General features: G+C 74.0%; 16 protein-coding genes and 1 pseudogene. 11 read left to right on the plus strand and 6 right to left on the minus strand.

Going from position 1 to position 14,278, the window contains the following annotated elements; all coding sequences use genetic code 11:
- Positions 1-42: 42 nt before the first annotated feature.
- On the minus strand, positions 43-474 hold the full coding sequence (locus OG956_RS34915) for a CBS domain-containing protein (RefSeq protein ID WP_330342023.1): 432 nt from the start codon (positions 472-474) through the stop codon (positions 43-45).
- Between the two features lie 191 nt (positions 475-665).
- Here OG956_RS34915 and OG956_RS34920 point away from each other — a divergent pair, with 191 nt between their 5' ends.
- Positions 666-1,094 carry a DUF2267 domain-containing protein gene (locus OG956_RS34920; protein WP_330342024.1) on the plus strand — a complete coding sequence of 143 codons (429 nt, stop codon included), beginning with the start codon at positions 666-668 and terminating at the stop codon, positions 1,092-1,094.
- A 23-nt stretch (positions 1,095-1,117) separates the two neighbouring features.
- A complete protein-coding gene (locus tag OG956_RS34925) occupies positions 1,118-1,384 on the plus strand; it encodes a 4a-hydroxytetrahydrobiopterin dehydratase (RefSeq protein WP_330343028.1) in 267 nt (88 codons plus the stop codon).
- A 144-nt stretch (positions 1,385-1,528) separates the two neighbouring features.
- Here the strand turns inward: OG956_RS34925 and OG956_RS34930 are convergent, their stop codons facing one another.
- The 3 genes from OG956_RS34930 to OG956_RS34940 form a co-directional block, all read right to left on the minus strand.
- Complete coding sequence (locus OG956_RS34930; RefSeq protein WP_330342025.1) at positions 1,529-1,981, minus strand: YbhB/YbcL family Raf kinase inhibitor-like protein; 453 nt, start codon at positions 1,979-1,981, stop codon at positions 1,529-1,531.
- 190 nt (positions 1,982-2,171) lie between these two features.
- A complete protein-coding gene (locus OG956_RS34935; RefSeq protein ID WP_330342026.1) occupies positions 2,172-3,581 on the minus strand; it encodes an FAD-dependent oxidoreductase in 1,410 nt (469 codons plus the stop codon).
- Positions 3,582-3,631: 50 nt separating this feature from the next.
- A complete protein-coding gene (locus tag OG956_RS34940) occupies positions 3,632-4,804 on the minus strand; it encodes a polysaccharide pyruvyl transferase family protein (RefSeq protein WP_330342027.1) in 1,173 nt (390 codons plus the stop codon).
- A 229-nt stretch (positions 4,805-5,033) separates the two neighbouring features.
- Here OG956_RS34940 and OG956_RS34945 point away from each other — a divergent pair, with 229 nt between their 5' ends.
- Both OG956_RS34945 and OG956_RS34950 read left to right on the plus strand, forming a co-directional pair.
- Positions 5,034-5,495, plus strand: a complete 462-nt coding sequence (locus tag OG956_RS34945) for an AAA family ATPase (protein ID WP_330342028.1) — start codon at positions 5,034-5,036, stop codon at positions 5,493-5,495.
- 148 nt (positions 5,496-5,643) lie between these two features.
- Positions 5,644-6,246, plus strand: coding sequence for a hypothetical protein (locus OG956_RS34950; RefSeq protein ID WP_330342029.1), 603 nt, complete (start codon positions 5,644-5,646; stop codon positions 6,244-6,246).
- A gap of 35 nt (positions 6,247-6,281) precedes the next feature.
- Here OG956_RS34950 and OG956_RS34955 read toward each other — a convergent pair whose 3' ends face one another.
- The gene (locus OG956_RS34955; protein WP_330342030.1) at positions 6,282-6,584 is read right to left on the minus strand and encodes an antibiotic biosynthesis monooxygenase; all 303 of its coding nucleotides are present in this window, start codon (positions 6,582-6,584) and stop codon (positions 6,282-6,284) included.
- A gap of 164 nt (positions 6,585-6,748) precedes the next feature.
- Between OG956_RS34955 and OG956_RS34960 the strand changes: the two genes are divergently transcribed.
- From OG956_RS34960 to OG956_RS34995, 7 genes and pseudogenes are all read left to right on the plus strand, one after another.
- Positions 6,749-7,615, plus strand: coding sequence for a hypothetical protein (locus tag OG956_RS34960; RefSeq protein WP_330342031.1), 867 nt, complete (start codon positions 6,749-6,751; stop codon positions 7,613-7,615).
- A gap of 148 nt (positions 7,616-7,763) precedes the next feature.
- Positions 7,764-8,567 carry a VOC family protein gene (locus OG956_RS34965; RefSeq protein WP_330343029.1) on the plus strand — a complete coding sequence of 268 codons (804 nt, stop codon included), beginning with the start codon at positions 7,764-7,766 and terminating at the stop codon, positions 8,565-8,567.
- Positions 8,568-8,688: 121 nt separating this feature from the next.
- Positions 8,689-10,113, plus strand: a pseudogene (locus OG956_RS34975) (SpoIIE family protein phosphatase); the annotation flags it as partial.
- 279 nt (positions 10,114-10,392) lie between these two features.
- Positions 10,393-11,547, plus strand: coding sequence for a site-2 protease family protein (locus tag OG956_RS34980; protein WP_330342032.1), 1,155 nt, complete (start codon positions 10,393-10,395; stop codon positions 11,545-11,547).
- 64 nt (positions 11,548-11,611) lie between these two features.
- Positions 11,612-12,124, plus strand: coding sequence for an Hsp20/alpha crystallin family protein (locus OG956_RS34985; protein WP_330342033.1), 513 nt, complete (start codon positions 11,612-11,614; stop codon positions 12,122-12,124).
- A 52-nt stretch (positions 12,125-12,176) separates the two neighbouring features.
- Positions 12,177-12,812, plus strand: coding sequence for an MBL fold metallo-hydrolase (locus tag OG956_RS34990; protein WP_330342034.1), 636 nt, complete (start codon positions 12,177-12,179; stop codon positions 12,810-12,812).
- A 157-nt stretch (positions 12,813-12,969) separates the two neighbouring features.
- The gene (locus OG956_RS34995; RefSeq protein WP_330342035.1) at positions 12,970-13,647 is read left to right on the plus strand and encodes a DUF4142 domain-containing protein; all 678 of its coding nucleotides are present in this window, start codon (positions 12,970-12,972) and stop codon (positions 13,645-13,647) included.
- A gap of 66 nt (positions 13,648-13,713) precedes the next feature.
- Here OG956_RS34995 and OG956_RS35000 read toward each other — a convergent pair whose 3' ends face one another.
- A complete protein-coding gene (locus OG956_RS35000) occupies positions 13,714-14,268 on the minus strand; it encodes a DoxX family membrane protein (protein ID WP_330342036.1) in 555 nt (184 codons plus the stop codon).
- Positions 14,269-14,278 lie beyond the last annotated feature (10 nt).

Raw genomic sequence — 14,278 nt, forward strand, 5'->3', positions numbered from 1 at the left:
GTCTCTCCTTCCGCGCGGCCGTGTGCTGCCCGCGACCGAGGACTAGGTGTTCGGTCGTGCCGCGCTGATCTCGCTCAGCGCCGAGTCGGTGTCGCGTTCGACGGCCAGGTCGCCCAGCGAGACGATGCCGACGACGCAGTCCCGGTCGGGATCGACCACCGGGAGCCGGCGCACCGCCTTCTCCCTCATCAGCTCGGCGGCGCGGTCGACCGGGTCGTCGGGCTTGAGCGTGACCAGGTCCGTGCTGCACGCGTCCTGGACCCGGACACCGCTGATGTCGCCGCCCTCGGCGAGGATCCGCACGGTCAGGTCCCGGTCCGTGACCAGGCCGCGCGGGTGGCCTTCCTCCGTCACCACGACCGCGCCGATGTCCTCGTCCCGCATACGGCGGGCGACGTCGGTCACGTAGGCGTTCGGGTCGACCTCGACCGGCGGGGCGGTCATCACGTCGCGCACCATCTGTGCCGTAGCCATGTTCGTACCTCCGGAACGTCGTCTTCTGCACAGCGCTTCCGTGCCGCACGTGCCGAACTACCACGAATACGGCGATCCATGTCTCCTTCGGCGGATACACGTGGCAGCGGGACACGCGTGACAGGTGCGGCGGTGTATCCACAACGGCCCAGGGGCACCCGTCGGTACGCGAACTACCAGCGGGAGGCAGCATGATCACCCATCGGCATCTGGTGGAAGAGGTGGCCTCTCGGGCCCGGCTCGACGACACGGAGGCCGCCGACGCCGCCGTCCACCTCGTACTCGCGGCGCTGGGCCGGCGCCTCGACCCGCCACGCCGGGAACATCTGCGGCAGGCCGTACCCGCCCACGAGCGGGGCGTGCTGGAACAAGGCGGCGCCGCGGACGATTCCGACGTGCGGCTCGACGAGCTGCTGGCCGACGTGGCGCGGCCCGTGGGGGCCACCCCGGAGCAGGCGCTGTTCCTGGCCAAGACCGTGGTCGGCCGGATCACGGCCGAGGACGCGGGCCTGGAGTCGGACCTGCGCAGCGCCCTGCCCGACGAGTTCGGCACGCTGTTCGTGGAGCCCGACGTGATGCCCGAGCGCTCGAGCCGCGCCACGGACGCCCCGGCCCCCTGACCGGGGAGGAGGTCGCCGCCGCGCTGCGGGATCGCCCCGGCTGGACCGGTGACACCCACGGGCTGTCCCGCACCGTGGCACTGCCGGCCGGCCGCGTTCAGCTGCTGCTGACACAGGTCGAGCGCGCCGCCGACGAGCTCGGCGAACACCCGCGGACGCAGCGGACACCGGACGGGGTGCGGTTCACCCTGCAGACTCGCTCGGTACAGGCGGTGACCCCGCGCGACCTCGACCTGGCCGACCGCATCGACCAGGCGGTCCTGGCGGTGGGAGGCGGGTCCGCCCGTTGATCACCGGCGTCCACCGCCCGGTGGTTCACCGGCGCGCACCCCGCCGTTGATCACCGGCGTGCACCGCGCGGTGGGGCACCGGCGTGCACCGCGAGTGCCGCCGCCCCGGCCCGGTCGCGCATCCGGGGCCGGGCGGCGGCCCGGTCAGCGCTGGTAGAGCCCCACGATGGTGCCGCTCGCCAGTTGCTCCCGTTCGAGGACGGCGTGTGCCTCGTCGGGGGTGGCCCGGTCCGGGAGCGAGACCGGGGCGGGCAGGGCGTAGAGGCGGAAGAAGTAGCGGTGGGCCTCGTCGCCGACCGGCGGCTGCGGGCCGCCCCAGCCCCGCTCCCCGAAGCCGTTGCGGTGCGGCCGGCTGCCCTGGGGCGTCTCGCCGGCGTCCAGGCCCCCGGTGTGCGGATCGATACCGGTGACGAGCCAGTGCAGGAAGGTTCCTGACGGGGCGTCCGGGTCCTCGCACAGCAGGGCCAGTTCCGCCGCGTCCTCCGGCACGCCGGACCAGGCCAGCGGCGGGGAGACGTTGTCCGCGTCATGCGCGTGACGGCGCGGGATCATGCTGTGGTCGCTGAAGGCTGCGCTTCTGAGTTCGATACCGGCCATGCGACCCGGGGTACCCCCGTGCGGGCGCCCGAATACGGCCGTCGCCTCAGCTCGCCGGCCGGTCCACCAGCCGTTCGCCCGTCTCCTGCTCCCGCAGCCGGGTCGGCGACGGCGTTCGCGTACCCCGGCGGGCCGCGGCGTCACCTGGGGCGCGTCCGGCGCGCCGGATGTCGCGCGGGCCGCCGGATGCTCAGGGGAGGCTTGCGCCCTGGGCGCGCAGTTCCCGCTGGACCGCGCTGGCGGGGACGTCGCGGGGCCGCCGGCCGCCGGTCGCCGCGAGCGCCGCGCAGACGCCCGCCGCCTGGCCGGTGGCCATGGAGATCGGCATGACGCGGTAGGAGGAGTGGGCCACGTGGTCGCCGGAGATGCACCGGCCGGCGACCAGGATCCGCTCCAGGCCGCGGGGGAGGAGACAGCGCAGGGGGATGTCGTAGGACTCGCCGCGCGGCAGCCGTTTGAGCAGGGTGCCGCGGCCGCTCGGGTTGTGGATGTCGACCGGGTAGGCGCCGCGGGCGACGGCGTCGTCGAACTTGCGGGCCTTCAGGACGTCTTCGCCGGTCAGCTGGTAGTCGCCGGTGATCCGGCGTGTCTCGCGGACGCCGACCTGCACGCCGCTCTGGACGACGTAGGAGTCGGCGAAACCGGGCACGCGCTCGCGCAGGAAGCGGGCGATCTGCGCCATCTGCCGGTGGGCGGTGAACTCCGCGCGGGTGAGGTCCCAGACGCTGGTGCCGAGCGCCTCGGTGACACGGGTGGAGTTGACCGCCACCTCGCCGCTGTTCGGGGTCGCGAAGAAGAGGATGTCCTCGCGTGGAAGATCCAGTTCCCCGGCGTCCGTGGCGGCCCGGACCAGATCCCACAGCCCGTGCACGCCCCGCCACTGGTCCGGGTGGGCGCGGGTGTACGCGGCGAACTCCTCGTGCCCGAAGCGGACCATGCGGAACATCAGCGACATGGGCTGCGTCCAGCCGTCCTCCGGCCGCCCGATCTCGTACGCAGCCCCCGCCGCCGCGGCGATGTCACCGTCCCCCGTGCAGTCGACGATCACGTCCGCGTCCAGGACGAGGGGCCCCGACTTGGTCTCGAACACCGCCCGTGCCCGGTCGGGCAGGCTGAGCACATCGGAGGCGAAGGCGTGGAGCAGCGTACGGACCTCGTGGTCCTCCAGCAGCTCGTACGCCACCAGCTTGAACAGCTCGGGGTCGAAGGGCACGGTGTAGCCGGTGTCCAGTGAGGGCCGGATCGCCGCTCCCGTGCGCACGAGCCGGTCGAGCAGCGTCCACAGCACCCCCGCGACCACCGGTTCGCCCTCGCCGTGATCGGGCGGCAGCAGGCGCGCGGTGTCGCCGCCCACCGCCTGCTTGATCTCGTTGTGGAAGCTCATCAGCGGCATCACCAGGGCCGCGGTGGCGTTGCCGCCGAGGAAGCCGTAGCGCTCCACAAGGACCACCTCCGCGCCCGCGTTCGCGGCGCCGACGGCGGCGCCGATGCCGGCCGGCCCGCCGCCGACCACCAGCACCTGGGTGGAGCCCGCGTGCAGCGCCTGGCGGGGCGGAAGCTCCACTGTCCTGGGGACGCGGGGCGGCTTCAGGTAGGTCACGGTCCCTCCTCGGAACCCGGTGGCGGTCAGAACCCCCTGGGCATCGGCTTTCAGCCCGCGGCGGAGGCCGGCACCGGTGTGCCGTCCCGGACGACGGAGTGCGCGGCGGCCGCGTCCAGATGGGCGAGGAGACGGTCGGCGGTCTGCGCCGCCCGCAACCGCAGGGCGGCCGTACGGACGGCCGCGTCGGCCGTCCGGGCCGGGCGCTCGTCCCACAGGCGGTCCACTTCCGCCAGCAGCAGGCCCGTCGTCTCCCTGATCACGCCGCGCAGCGCCGGCGCGCCGATCCGCTGGGCGAAGTCGAAGACCTTCCCGGCGTACGGCAGGGGCAGCACCGGAATGCCCGCGAGTGCGGAGAAGATCAGGAAGTGCAGCCGCATGCCGACGGCCAGGTCCAGCTGCGCGACGATGTCGAGGACCTGCTGCGGGCCGTGGTCGCCGTGCAGCACCGAGCAGCGGTCCGCCATGGCCATGCGGGACACCACGGCGTGCGCGTGCCGGATGTCGCCCCTCTCCATCGACACGAAGACGACATGGGCGTCCAGGCGGTGGACGAGGAAGTCGCCCACGCTCGCGAGGAGCTGGTGGTAGCCCTCCTCGTCGAGGTGCTCGGCAGCCCGCCCCGGCTCCCGCACGCTCATGCCCACCAGCCGCGTCCGGCGCGGCACGGCCTCGGCCCGCAGCAGCGCCCGGCCGCGGTCGCCCGGCTCCAGCAGCAGCGCCGGGTCGGCGGTGACGGACACCGGCCGGGTGAGCCCGGCCTCCTCGAGCACGAGCTTCGACTCCTCGTCGCGGACCGTCACCTCGACCGCGTCGGAGAGCACCGTGCGGACCCACGTACAGTCCGCCTCGTCGGTCAGCGGTCCGGCCCCGACGGCGTAGACGAAGACGGGTACGCCGAGCTCCTGGGCGGTGCGGGCCAGTCGCAGATAGCGGCGCGCCTCGGTGTCGTAGAGGATCCCGCCACCGCCGAGCACGAGCACGTTCAGCCGGCGCAGATGGTCCGAGATGCCCTCCCGGCACACCCCCTCCCAGCCGACGACCTCGACGTCCGGATGCGCGCCCCGGGTGTGAGCCGGATTGCGGGAGAAGACGACGAAGCGCGCGTCCGGCCGCCCGGCCCGTACCCGGTCCAGCAGGGCCGTGAGGATCGCCTCGTCACCCACGTTGCGGCCCCCGTAGGAGCCCAGTACGCCCACGACCACACCGCCAGTGCTGTTCATGACCGCTCCCTCACGACGTTTCATCAGAAGTGCTCCCACGATGCGAGTGCGGGAAGCGGCCGTGCGCCGCATGGCCCTTCTCGGTGCTTTCGTACCAGATTGCCGGTAAACGGGCGCGGGCGCCGGGCGTCACCCGGCAGCCGGATCCCGCGCCACGTCCGTCAGCCCGGGGGAGCGGGCGGTTCGCGCGCCTTCGCCCGTCCGCCGGTCGCGTGACATCGTGGCGTGCATGGCCACTGGAGTGGATCTGGCCGTGCTGGTCGGGCTGCAGGCTTCCGGGAAGTCCACCTTCTACGAGCGGTGTCTGTCCGACCGGTACGCGCTGGTCAGCAAGGACCTGTTCCCGCGGGGCGCCAGGAACAGGCAGCAGCGGCAGATGCGGCTCGTCGCCGAGCACCTCGCGGTCGGCAGGCCGGTGGCGGTGGACAACACCAATCCGTCGCCGGCGGAGTGGGGCCCGCTGGTGGAGGCGGCCCACGCCCACGGGGCGACGGCGACCGCGTACTGGTTCCCGCCGGACGTGACCGGCTCGCTGCGCCGCAACGCGGCCCGCGAGGGCCGGGAGCGCGTCCCGGACGTCGGCGTCCTGGCCACGCTGAAGCGCCTGCGCGAGCCGACGGCGGCGGACGGATTCGACGCGGTGCGCGAGGTGCGGTTCGACGGCCGCGGGGGCTTCGAGGTGCGCCGCTGATGCACGAGGAGGCTTGTTGCTGGTGCGCGGCTGGTGCACGAGGGGGCTTCGTCCGGGCGCGCGGGCGGGACACGGGCGGGGACACCGCCGGGATGTGTGCCGAGCGCGGTGTGCCGGGGTACGCGGGAGCTGTTCAGGGAGCACGGACATGGCACATGGCACCGACATCACCACCACCCTGACCCGGCCGCGGCGCGAGACGGAACGGATCCTCACGGAGACCCTGCGGCTCCCGACCGGCGACCCGGGACGCAGGACCTGCCTGAAGCGCGCAGCCGTCGCCCTGGCCTGCGACATGGCCGTGGCCGACCGCCGGCTGCACAGCACCGTGCGCCGGTATGTGCCCGGCGGCGACCTGCTCGTACGGCAGCAGGCGACGGACCTGGTCCGCGCCGAGGAGACGATGAAGGACCTCGAGTACACCGACACCGGCAGCGGCCCGTTCGAACCACTCGTCCGGCACCTCATCATCACGGTCCACCGGCACGGCGAGCAGTTCGAGAGCGCCGTCCTGCCAGGGCTGCGCTCGGCGGCGCCGCCCGAGGCACTGGCCCGGCTCGCGGACGCGGTGCACGAGGTCGAGGCGGAGGCCGCCGCGCTGCGCGACGAGGTCGAGCACTCACCCCGCCCGGACGTCATCGACCGGCTGCAGGCCGCTCTCGCCCCGGAGGGCGCCCGCACGTCGGCGTTCCGGCAGGCCGAGCAGCTCGACCGGTTCCTCACCGGCGAGGAGGAACAGACGGACCTGTGAGGGCGCGGCACGGGCACCGCCGGGCGCCGCGGCCCTCACCCGGAGCTGCCGGGAACGGCGAGCTCCCGGCCACGGTAGAAGCCCTCCCGCTCCTCCACGACGTACGGCGCCATGGCGGCACGCCGCTGTTCCTCCGGTTCGGAGGCGCGCCACGCGTCGCACGACTCCTGGGAGTCCCAGAACGACACCCCGGTGATCTCCTGGCCGTCCTCGGACCAGTAGGCGTAGGCGCGGCGCATCCCCTGCGGATGGGCGCCCGGCCGCCACGCCTTCTCGAAGTCCTCCAGGGTGCCCGGCCGAATGCGGCGAGTCGTCACCCAGACGAAGTGCTCCTCCATCGCGGCCTCCTCCGTTACGGCGGCTCGGCTCGTCGGTGCCCCTTCGACCACCGTAGGTGCACGGCCCGGATCCCGCCGGGCGGCGACCGGGTGCACCTGTGTGCTCCCGGGTGTGGCGGAGATCCCGGTACGCCGGGACGGGGACATGATGGAGACACACACATGTGTCCCGCGAGGAGGAGTACGGCATGTCCGGGTCGGGCACAGGGGGCTCCGCGGGCGTTGCGGGCGGCAAGGCCCGGTTCGACGACATCTACGACCGGCCGGATCCCCGGACGTACTTCCGGCGGCTCGCCCCGCTGGAGTACGAGATCCCGCACCACGCCCAGCCGGTCTTCCGCCGCGCCGCCGCCGAACGGGCGGCACTCGACGACGGCCACCCCGGCAGGCCGGCCGTGCTGGACGTGTGCTGCTCGTACGGCATCAACGCCGCGCTCCTCAACCACGACATCACCCTGGCCGACCTGTACGAGCGGTACGTCTCGCCCGACCGCCAGGAGCTGTCCACGGCCCGGCTCGCCGAGCAGGACAGGGAGTTCTACGCCGCGCGGCGCCGGCCCGACGCGGTGCCGGTGTTCGGCCTGGACGTCGCCGCCCCCGCCGTGCGGTACGCACTCGAGGTGGGTCTGCTGGACGCCGCCTTCACCGACGACCTGGAACAGGGTCCGCCCGGCCCCGCGCTGAGACGCGCCCTGGCCGACGTCGGCCTCATCACGCTGACCGGCGGAGGCAGCTATGTCACCGCCCGCACCTTCACCGCGCTGCTGGACGGCGCCCGGCGACCGGTCTGGGTCAGCGCGTTCGTACTGCGCACGGTGTCGTACCAGCCGATCGTCGACGCCCTGGCCGCGCGCGGACTGCACACCACGCTCGACGCCACCCGCACGTACCCCCAGCGGCGCTTCACCGACGAACGGGAACGGGAGTACGCGATCACGGCGGTACGGGCGCTGGGCCACGACCCCGCCGGACGGGAGGACCGCGGCCGTTTCCACAGCCTGCACTACGAGTCCCGGCCCGGTACACCATGAGAACCCGAGGCGGCTCCTCCGGCGGGGAGCGTCCGCGGGCCCGGACACACCCGGCGTGCGCAGGTGGCGTGCGGGCCGGGAACTCTGAATGGACACTGGAGTCAGTCAGAGCGGCGGCTGCCGGGTACGAGACCAGGGCGCGATGGCCATGAACCAGGACACGACACACTCACCGGACGCGGCGGACCTCGTCTCCACGCCTTCCGTGTTCGGCGCTCCCTGCTGGGTGAGTCTCGGCAGCCGCGCCCTGGAGGTGACGCAGGACTTCTACGGGGCCGTCATGGGCTGGCGGTGGCGCCCGGCCCGACTGGGCGACCGGTTCCGCACCGCGTTGGCGGGCGACGTGCCCGTCGCGGGGATCGCGGAGGTCGCCGGCATGTGGCAGATGGCCGTGGCCTGGACGCCGTACTTCGCGGTGACGAACGCCGACCAGGCGGTGTCCCGCGTGCGCGAGCGCAGCGGGACCGTGGCGGTGGGGCCGATCTCCTTCCCGCCCGGAAGAGCGGCGCTGGTCGCGGACCGCGACGGGGCCACGTTCGGGGTCTGGCAGGGCCGGCTCGTCACCGAGTGGGAGGCATGGCGGCAGGCGGGATCCACGTTCATCACCCTGCACACCCGCGACGCCTTCGACGCCGCCATCTTCTACGGCCAGGTCCTCGACTGGGCGTCGGGCATCCCCGGCTGCTGCGAGGTCGAGTACGCGGGCGGCGGGGTGCTGCTGCGCCATCAGGGCGACATCGTGGCCCGCATCGAGTCGGGCGCGGTGGAGGCGCCGCCCGACCCGTCGGTCCGGCCGCACTGGCAGGTCCATTTCGCCGTACCCGAGGTGGAACCGTGCGCCCGGGCGGCGGAGCACCACGGCGGCAGCGTCCTGTACGAGGGCGAGGACGAAGCCGTGCTGCGCGATCCCGACGGCGCCCAGTTCACCGTGACCTCACGCCGGCTGCGCTGACACCTCGCCGGCCCCGGACTGTTCGGCGTGCGGGGCGCCCGCACGGGAATGCCCGGCCGCCCCCCCCGGTGCTGACATATGAAGAGGTCACCGCCCCCAAACATGTGCGGAACTGAGAGTCATGCGTACACAGGGCACTCCGCAGGTGACGGACACGGCCGTCGCGGCCGTCGACGCGCAGGGCGTCGTGACCGCGTGGAGCCGCGGCGCCCGGCTCCTCCTCGGTTACACGCCCGCAGAGGCCGTGGGGCGTCCGGCGGCGGATCTCCTCGCCGCCCGCCTGCCCGACCCGGCCAGGACGTGCGGCCTCCGGCGGCAGGCCTGGGCGGGACGGGTCGCACTCCGCGACCGCGACGGACGTCAGGTGGACGCCCATGTGCGGGCCTGCCCGCTGATGGACGCCGAACAACACGTCCAGTGGTTCCTCCAGGCCGAGCTGCCGCAGGAGGACGACGGCGCCGACCTGGTCCTGCAACGCAGCCTGCTCCCGCACCACAGGCGGGCCCAGCTCGCCGTGGAGACGGGAACCCGGTATCTGCCGGCCGGCCTCCAGGCCGGTGTGGGCGGCGACTGGTTCGACGTCATCCCGCTCTCCGGCGCCCGGGTCGCCCTGGTCGTCGGCGACGTCGTGGGCCACGGCATCCACGCCTCGGCGGCCATGGGCCGGCTGCGCACGGCCGTCCGCACCCTCGCCGACGTGGATCTCTCCCCCGACGAGCTGCTGACCCAGCTCGACGACCTCATCCTCCAAGAGACCGAAGAGGGCATCGAGTCGGCCGGCGCGGTCGGCGCCACCTGCCTCTACGCCGTCTACGACCCGGTCTCCGGGCACTGCACCATGGCCAGCGCGGGCCATCCCGCCCCAGCGCTCGTCACCCCCGACGGCAGCGCGCGCTTCCTGAGCGTGGTGCCGGGGCCGCCGCTGGGCGTGGGCGGCCTGCCGTTCGAAGCCGCCGAGACCGGAGTGCCCGAGGACAGTCTGCTCGTGCTGTTCACCGACGGCCTGGTCGAGACCCGCCACCGGGACATCGGCTCCGGGCAGCGGGCCCTGCTGGACGTCCTGTCCCGGCCCGCGCCCTCGCTGGAGGCGACCTGCGACCGCCTCGTCGAGGCGCTGCTGCCCGGCCGGCCCGACGACGACGCCGCCCTGCTCGTCGCACGCACCCACATCATGGGCGAGTCCCATGTGGCCTCGTGGAACCTGCCGGCCGATCCGGCGGTGGTCGTCGACGCACGCCGGCAGGCCGCGGGCCAGCTCACCGCCTGGGGACTGCAGGACGCCAGCGCCACCACCGAGCTGATCGTCAGCGAGCTGGTCACCAACGCCATCCGCCACGCCCGCCCGCCGATCCAGCTGCGCCTGATCCACGACGCCGCCCTGATCTGCGAGGTCTCGGACGCCAGCAGTACGACCCCGCACCTGCGCCGGGCCCGCGAACTGGACGAGGGCGGGCGCGGCCTGTACCTGGTGGGCCAGCTCGCCGAGCGCTGGGGCACCCGGCACACGCCCGACGGCAAGACCATCTGGGCCGAACAGCCACCGCCGCTGCACGAGCAGCTGCGGCCACCCCGTGCCCCGTCGGCGGGCGCCCGCGCCGCGGACGGCCGTACCCCGGCGCCGAAGAACAACCGGCGCACCGACCTCGCCGGCCCGGCCACCCGCCCCGCCGGGCCCGAGACCCGCACCCGGCACACCGGTTCCCTCGCGGGCACGGCACGTCCGCCGGCCCCACGCGACACCGGGGAACGCTGACCGCAGCCGCTGCCGGGCGGTCACGTAGTCACCCGCCCGCTGGGTACCCAGGGCACGAAGGAGGTGGCGGCCGTGGGCGCGACCTTCACACTCGGCCGGATCGCCGGCATCCGCGTCGGCATCCACTGGAGCGTGCTGATCATCTTCGCCCTGATCGCCTTCGGTCTGGCGCAGGGGCGCCTTCCCCGTGCCCACCCGGGCGAGCCGGGCTGGGCGTACTGGCTCACGGGACTGGCGACCGCCGTGGTGTTCCTGCTGTCCCTGCTGGCCCACGAGATCAGCCACATGCTGGTGGCCCGTCGCCACGGCGTCGGCGGTGACGAGATCACGCTGTGGCTGCTGGGCGGGGCGGCACGCCTGCACAGCGAGGCGCCCACCCCCGTGGCGGAACTGCGCATCGCGGGAGTCGGGCCGCTGGTCAGCCTGCTGCTGGGCGGCGTGTTCGTCCTGCTCACCTGGTGGGCCCACGCGCTGCGCGGCCCGGTGCTGCTGGTGGAGGCGCTGGGCTGGCTCGCCGGCATCAACGTCCTGCTGGCGGTGTTCAACGTGCTGCCCGCCGCGCCCCTCGACGGTGGCCGGCTGCTGCGGGCGCTGGTGTGGTGGCGCACCGGCAACCGCCTGCGGGCCACCGGGATCGCCACCGGCGCCGGACGCGTCCTGGGCTGGATCCTGGTGGCCGTCGGGCTCTACGAGGTGCTGCAGGGCGGGTTCGGGGGCGGCCTGTGGCTGATGCTGATCGGCTGGTTCATGGTGGCCATGGCGACGATGGAGGGCAGCCAGGCCGGTCTGCGCGAGCTGCTGCGCTCCGTGCCGGTCCGGCAGGCCATGACCGCGGACCCCGTGACCGTTCCGGCCGGCACGACCGTCCGGGACTTCCTCGGCGGCCCGCCGTGGCGCTACCGGCACTCCGCCTTCCCGGTCACCGACGAGACGGGCCGTCCGCTCGGGCTGGTCGGCGTGCGGAGCGCGGGACGGGTGCCGGTGGAGGACCGGGGCTCGGCCACGGTCGACACCGTGATGATCCCGGTCGGCGACATCCCGACCGCCTGCCCCGACGATCCCCTGGTCCAGCTCCTGCCGGCCCTGGACACGAGCCCGGCGCGCCGCGCGCTGGTGCTGGCGGAGGGCCGCCTCGTGGGCATCGTCAGCAGCTCGGACGTCAGCCGCGTCCTCACCTGGCTCTCCTCGGCGGCACCACCGGGCGCGGGCCTGAGAACGGCGCCCTGACCTGCGCCGGGTGAGAACGCGGCGCCGGCGGTCCGAAACCACTCGCACAAGGAGACGCACTGCCATGGCTCTGCCTGCACGACGCCCCTCCGGCAGGCTTGCCGAGCGGCCGTTCCCCGGCTGGATGAGGGACCCGCTGGCCGAGTTCCACGCCCTGGTCAACCGCATGGGGTCGCTGCTGGAGTCCACGCTCGGCAGGGTGCCCGCCACCCCGGGCGCGCCGCCCTGGACACCCGTGGCCGCGGGCATGCCCTGGTCCCCGCCGGCCGACTTCTCCGAGACGGACGACGCCTACCTGTTCGAGATCGACCTGCCCGGTGTGCAGCGGGAGGACATCGACATCGAGCTGGGCGACCGCGAGCTGATCATCAGCGGCGAGATCAGGCAACGGGAGCAGACCGGCACCATCCACCAGGCCATGAGGCGTACGGGCCGCTTCGAGTACCGGATGCCGCTGCCCGGCGAGGCCGACGGCGACCACATCGAGGCGACGCTCCGGGACGGCGTGCTGACCGTCAGGATTCCCAAGACCCGGACCGCCGGGAACCGCAGTGCCGGGATCACGTCCGGCGAGTGAGGCACAACCGTCCGGACCACACCCCGGTCGCATGAACCACCGGCTCGGTCCCATGCATCACTGGCTGCGGCTGACGCTCCTCGGCGTCGGAGCGATGAACTCGCCGCGGTTCGCCCCGGCGGGCCTGCTGCTGCGCTGCCCGGGACACCGGGTGGCCTTCGACGGCGGCCCCGGGGCCGAACCGCCGCCCGGACGCCTGGACGCGTGGCTGGTCACCGACGAGAGCTCCGAACTGCGGTCCGCCCTGCGGCAACGGGCGGCCCTGCGCGATGTCCGCGTCCGCGCGGGCGACTTCCAGGCCGGTGAGGTCGAGGTGCGCCGCTGCCCGGTGGCCCACACCTCCCACCCGGCGTACGGCTACCTCATCCGCGCCGGGGACGTGACGGCGGTGTGGGCACCGGAGTTCTGGGAGTGCCCGGCCTGGGCCGCGGGGGCGGACCTGATGTTCGCCGAGGCCGCCGCCTGGGACCGGCCCATACGGTTCCGGGGCGGTGTGGGCGGCCACGCCGGCGTGCAGGCGGTGGGGGAGTGGGCGGCACGGCACGGAGTACGACGCCTCGTCTACGCCCATATCGGCCGCCCCACCCTGCGGGCCATCGACGCCGGCCTGCGGCCACCGGCCGGGGAGTGGGGCGTCGAGGGCCGCACCTACTCCCTGCGCTTCACCCCATGTCGGCTGAAGGGGTGATTATCCGGGCCGATCGGGTGACAGTGCGGCGTGTCGCCTTCCTTTGGGCACGGTCCGTGGAAGGCATGCGAGGTCGGGCACCGTACCGGTCGCCCGCATTCCGAGCTGGACCGGCGCGGGGCGTCGTCCGCGCACTGGTCGGAAGGAGCACTCCCTGATGCACCGGACAAGGACCTCGGCCGCGCTCACCCTGACCGCGCTCTGCGGCGTCTTGCCGGCCGCCGCGCCCGCGTTCGCCGCCGGCCCGAGCACGCAGGACACGTCGTTCGTGCGCGCCGCCCACCAGGGCAACCTCGCGGAGATCGCCGCGGGCAAGGACGCCGCGAACCACGCCACCACCGCCTGTGTGCGCCAGGTCGCCGCGAAGTTCGTCACCGACCACACCAAGCTCGACTCGGACGTCCGGGCGCTGGCGCGCAAGCTGAACGTCTCGCTGCCCAGCGGCCCGAGCGCCGCGCAGCGCCGGTCGCTCGCCGCCGTACAGCGCAAGGCGGGCACCTCCGGATACGACGCGGCGTGGCTCAAGCTGCAGTCCGCCGCGCACACCGAGACGCTGGCCATGATCGACCGGGAGATCTCCAGGGGCTCCAGCTCCGCGGCCGTCGCCGCCGCCAAGGCCACGCGGCCCGTGGTCAAGATGCACCTGGCCATGGTGAGCGGCGGAACCTGCCACACGCCCGGCGCCTCCACGGCCGTGCATGCCGGCGTCGCCACGGGTGCCGCCGGCGGCGGCAGCACCATGAGCGTGGCGGCCCTCGGTGCGGGCGGTGGGCTGACCGCCGCCGCGGCGGCCTGGTACCTGCGCTCCAGGCGCCGGGCGACCGCGGGGCGCTGACCGCCCTCACCCGGTGATGCCGTGCGGGCGGCAGGCTGGGCGGGTGGTGCCCCGTCCGCACGGTGTTCACAGGGCCAGCGTGACCGCCGCGGCGGCGCCTCCCACACCGAGGGCGCAGGCGGCTTCCGCCCAGCCGCCGGTGCCCCAGGGGAGGAACCGGTCGAGCGCCAGCCGGCCGGGGCCGACCGCGGCGACGGCCAGGGCGACGACGGCGATCCCGACGCTGTACTCCACGCCACCGTCCGTCTCCCACAGGCCGTGGGCGCCGGTGACGGTCGCCATCGCGTTGATCATCACGCCGATCAGGGCGGCGGCCGCGAGCGGCGTGAGCAGCCCGACGGCCAGGCCCAGGCCACCGAGGAACTCCGACAGCCCGCCGATCACCGCGTAGACCTTCCCCGGGCGGTAACCCAGGGACTCGAATCCCCTGCCGGTGGCCGCCAGACCCCGGCCTCCGAAGAGCCCGAAGAGCTTCTGCGAGCCGTGCCCGGCCATCAGCAGCCCGAACGTCAGCCTGAGGAGCAGCAGGCCGAAGTCGCCGGCGGTCACCCGCTCCGCAGGCGCCCGCTGTGCCGGCTGCCGCGTGAAGGTCGAAGGCCCTTCCGTGTTGCGCTTCGCCATGGGAAAACTC

The organism is Streptomyces sp. NBC_00557 (assembly GCF_036345995.1).
In the GTDB taxonomy this organism is placed as follows: domain Bacteria; phylum Actinomycetota; class Actinomycetes; order Streptomycetales; family Streptomycetaceae; genus Streptomyces.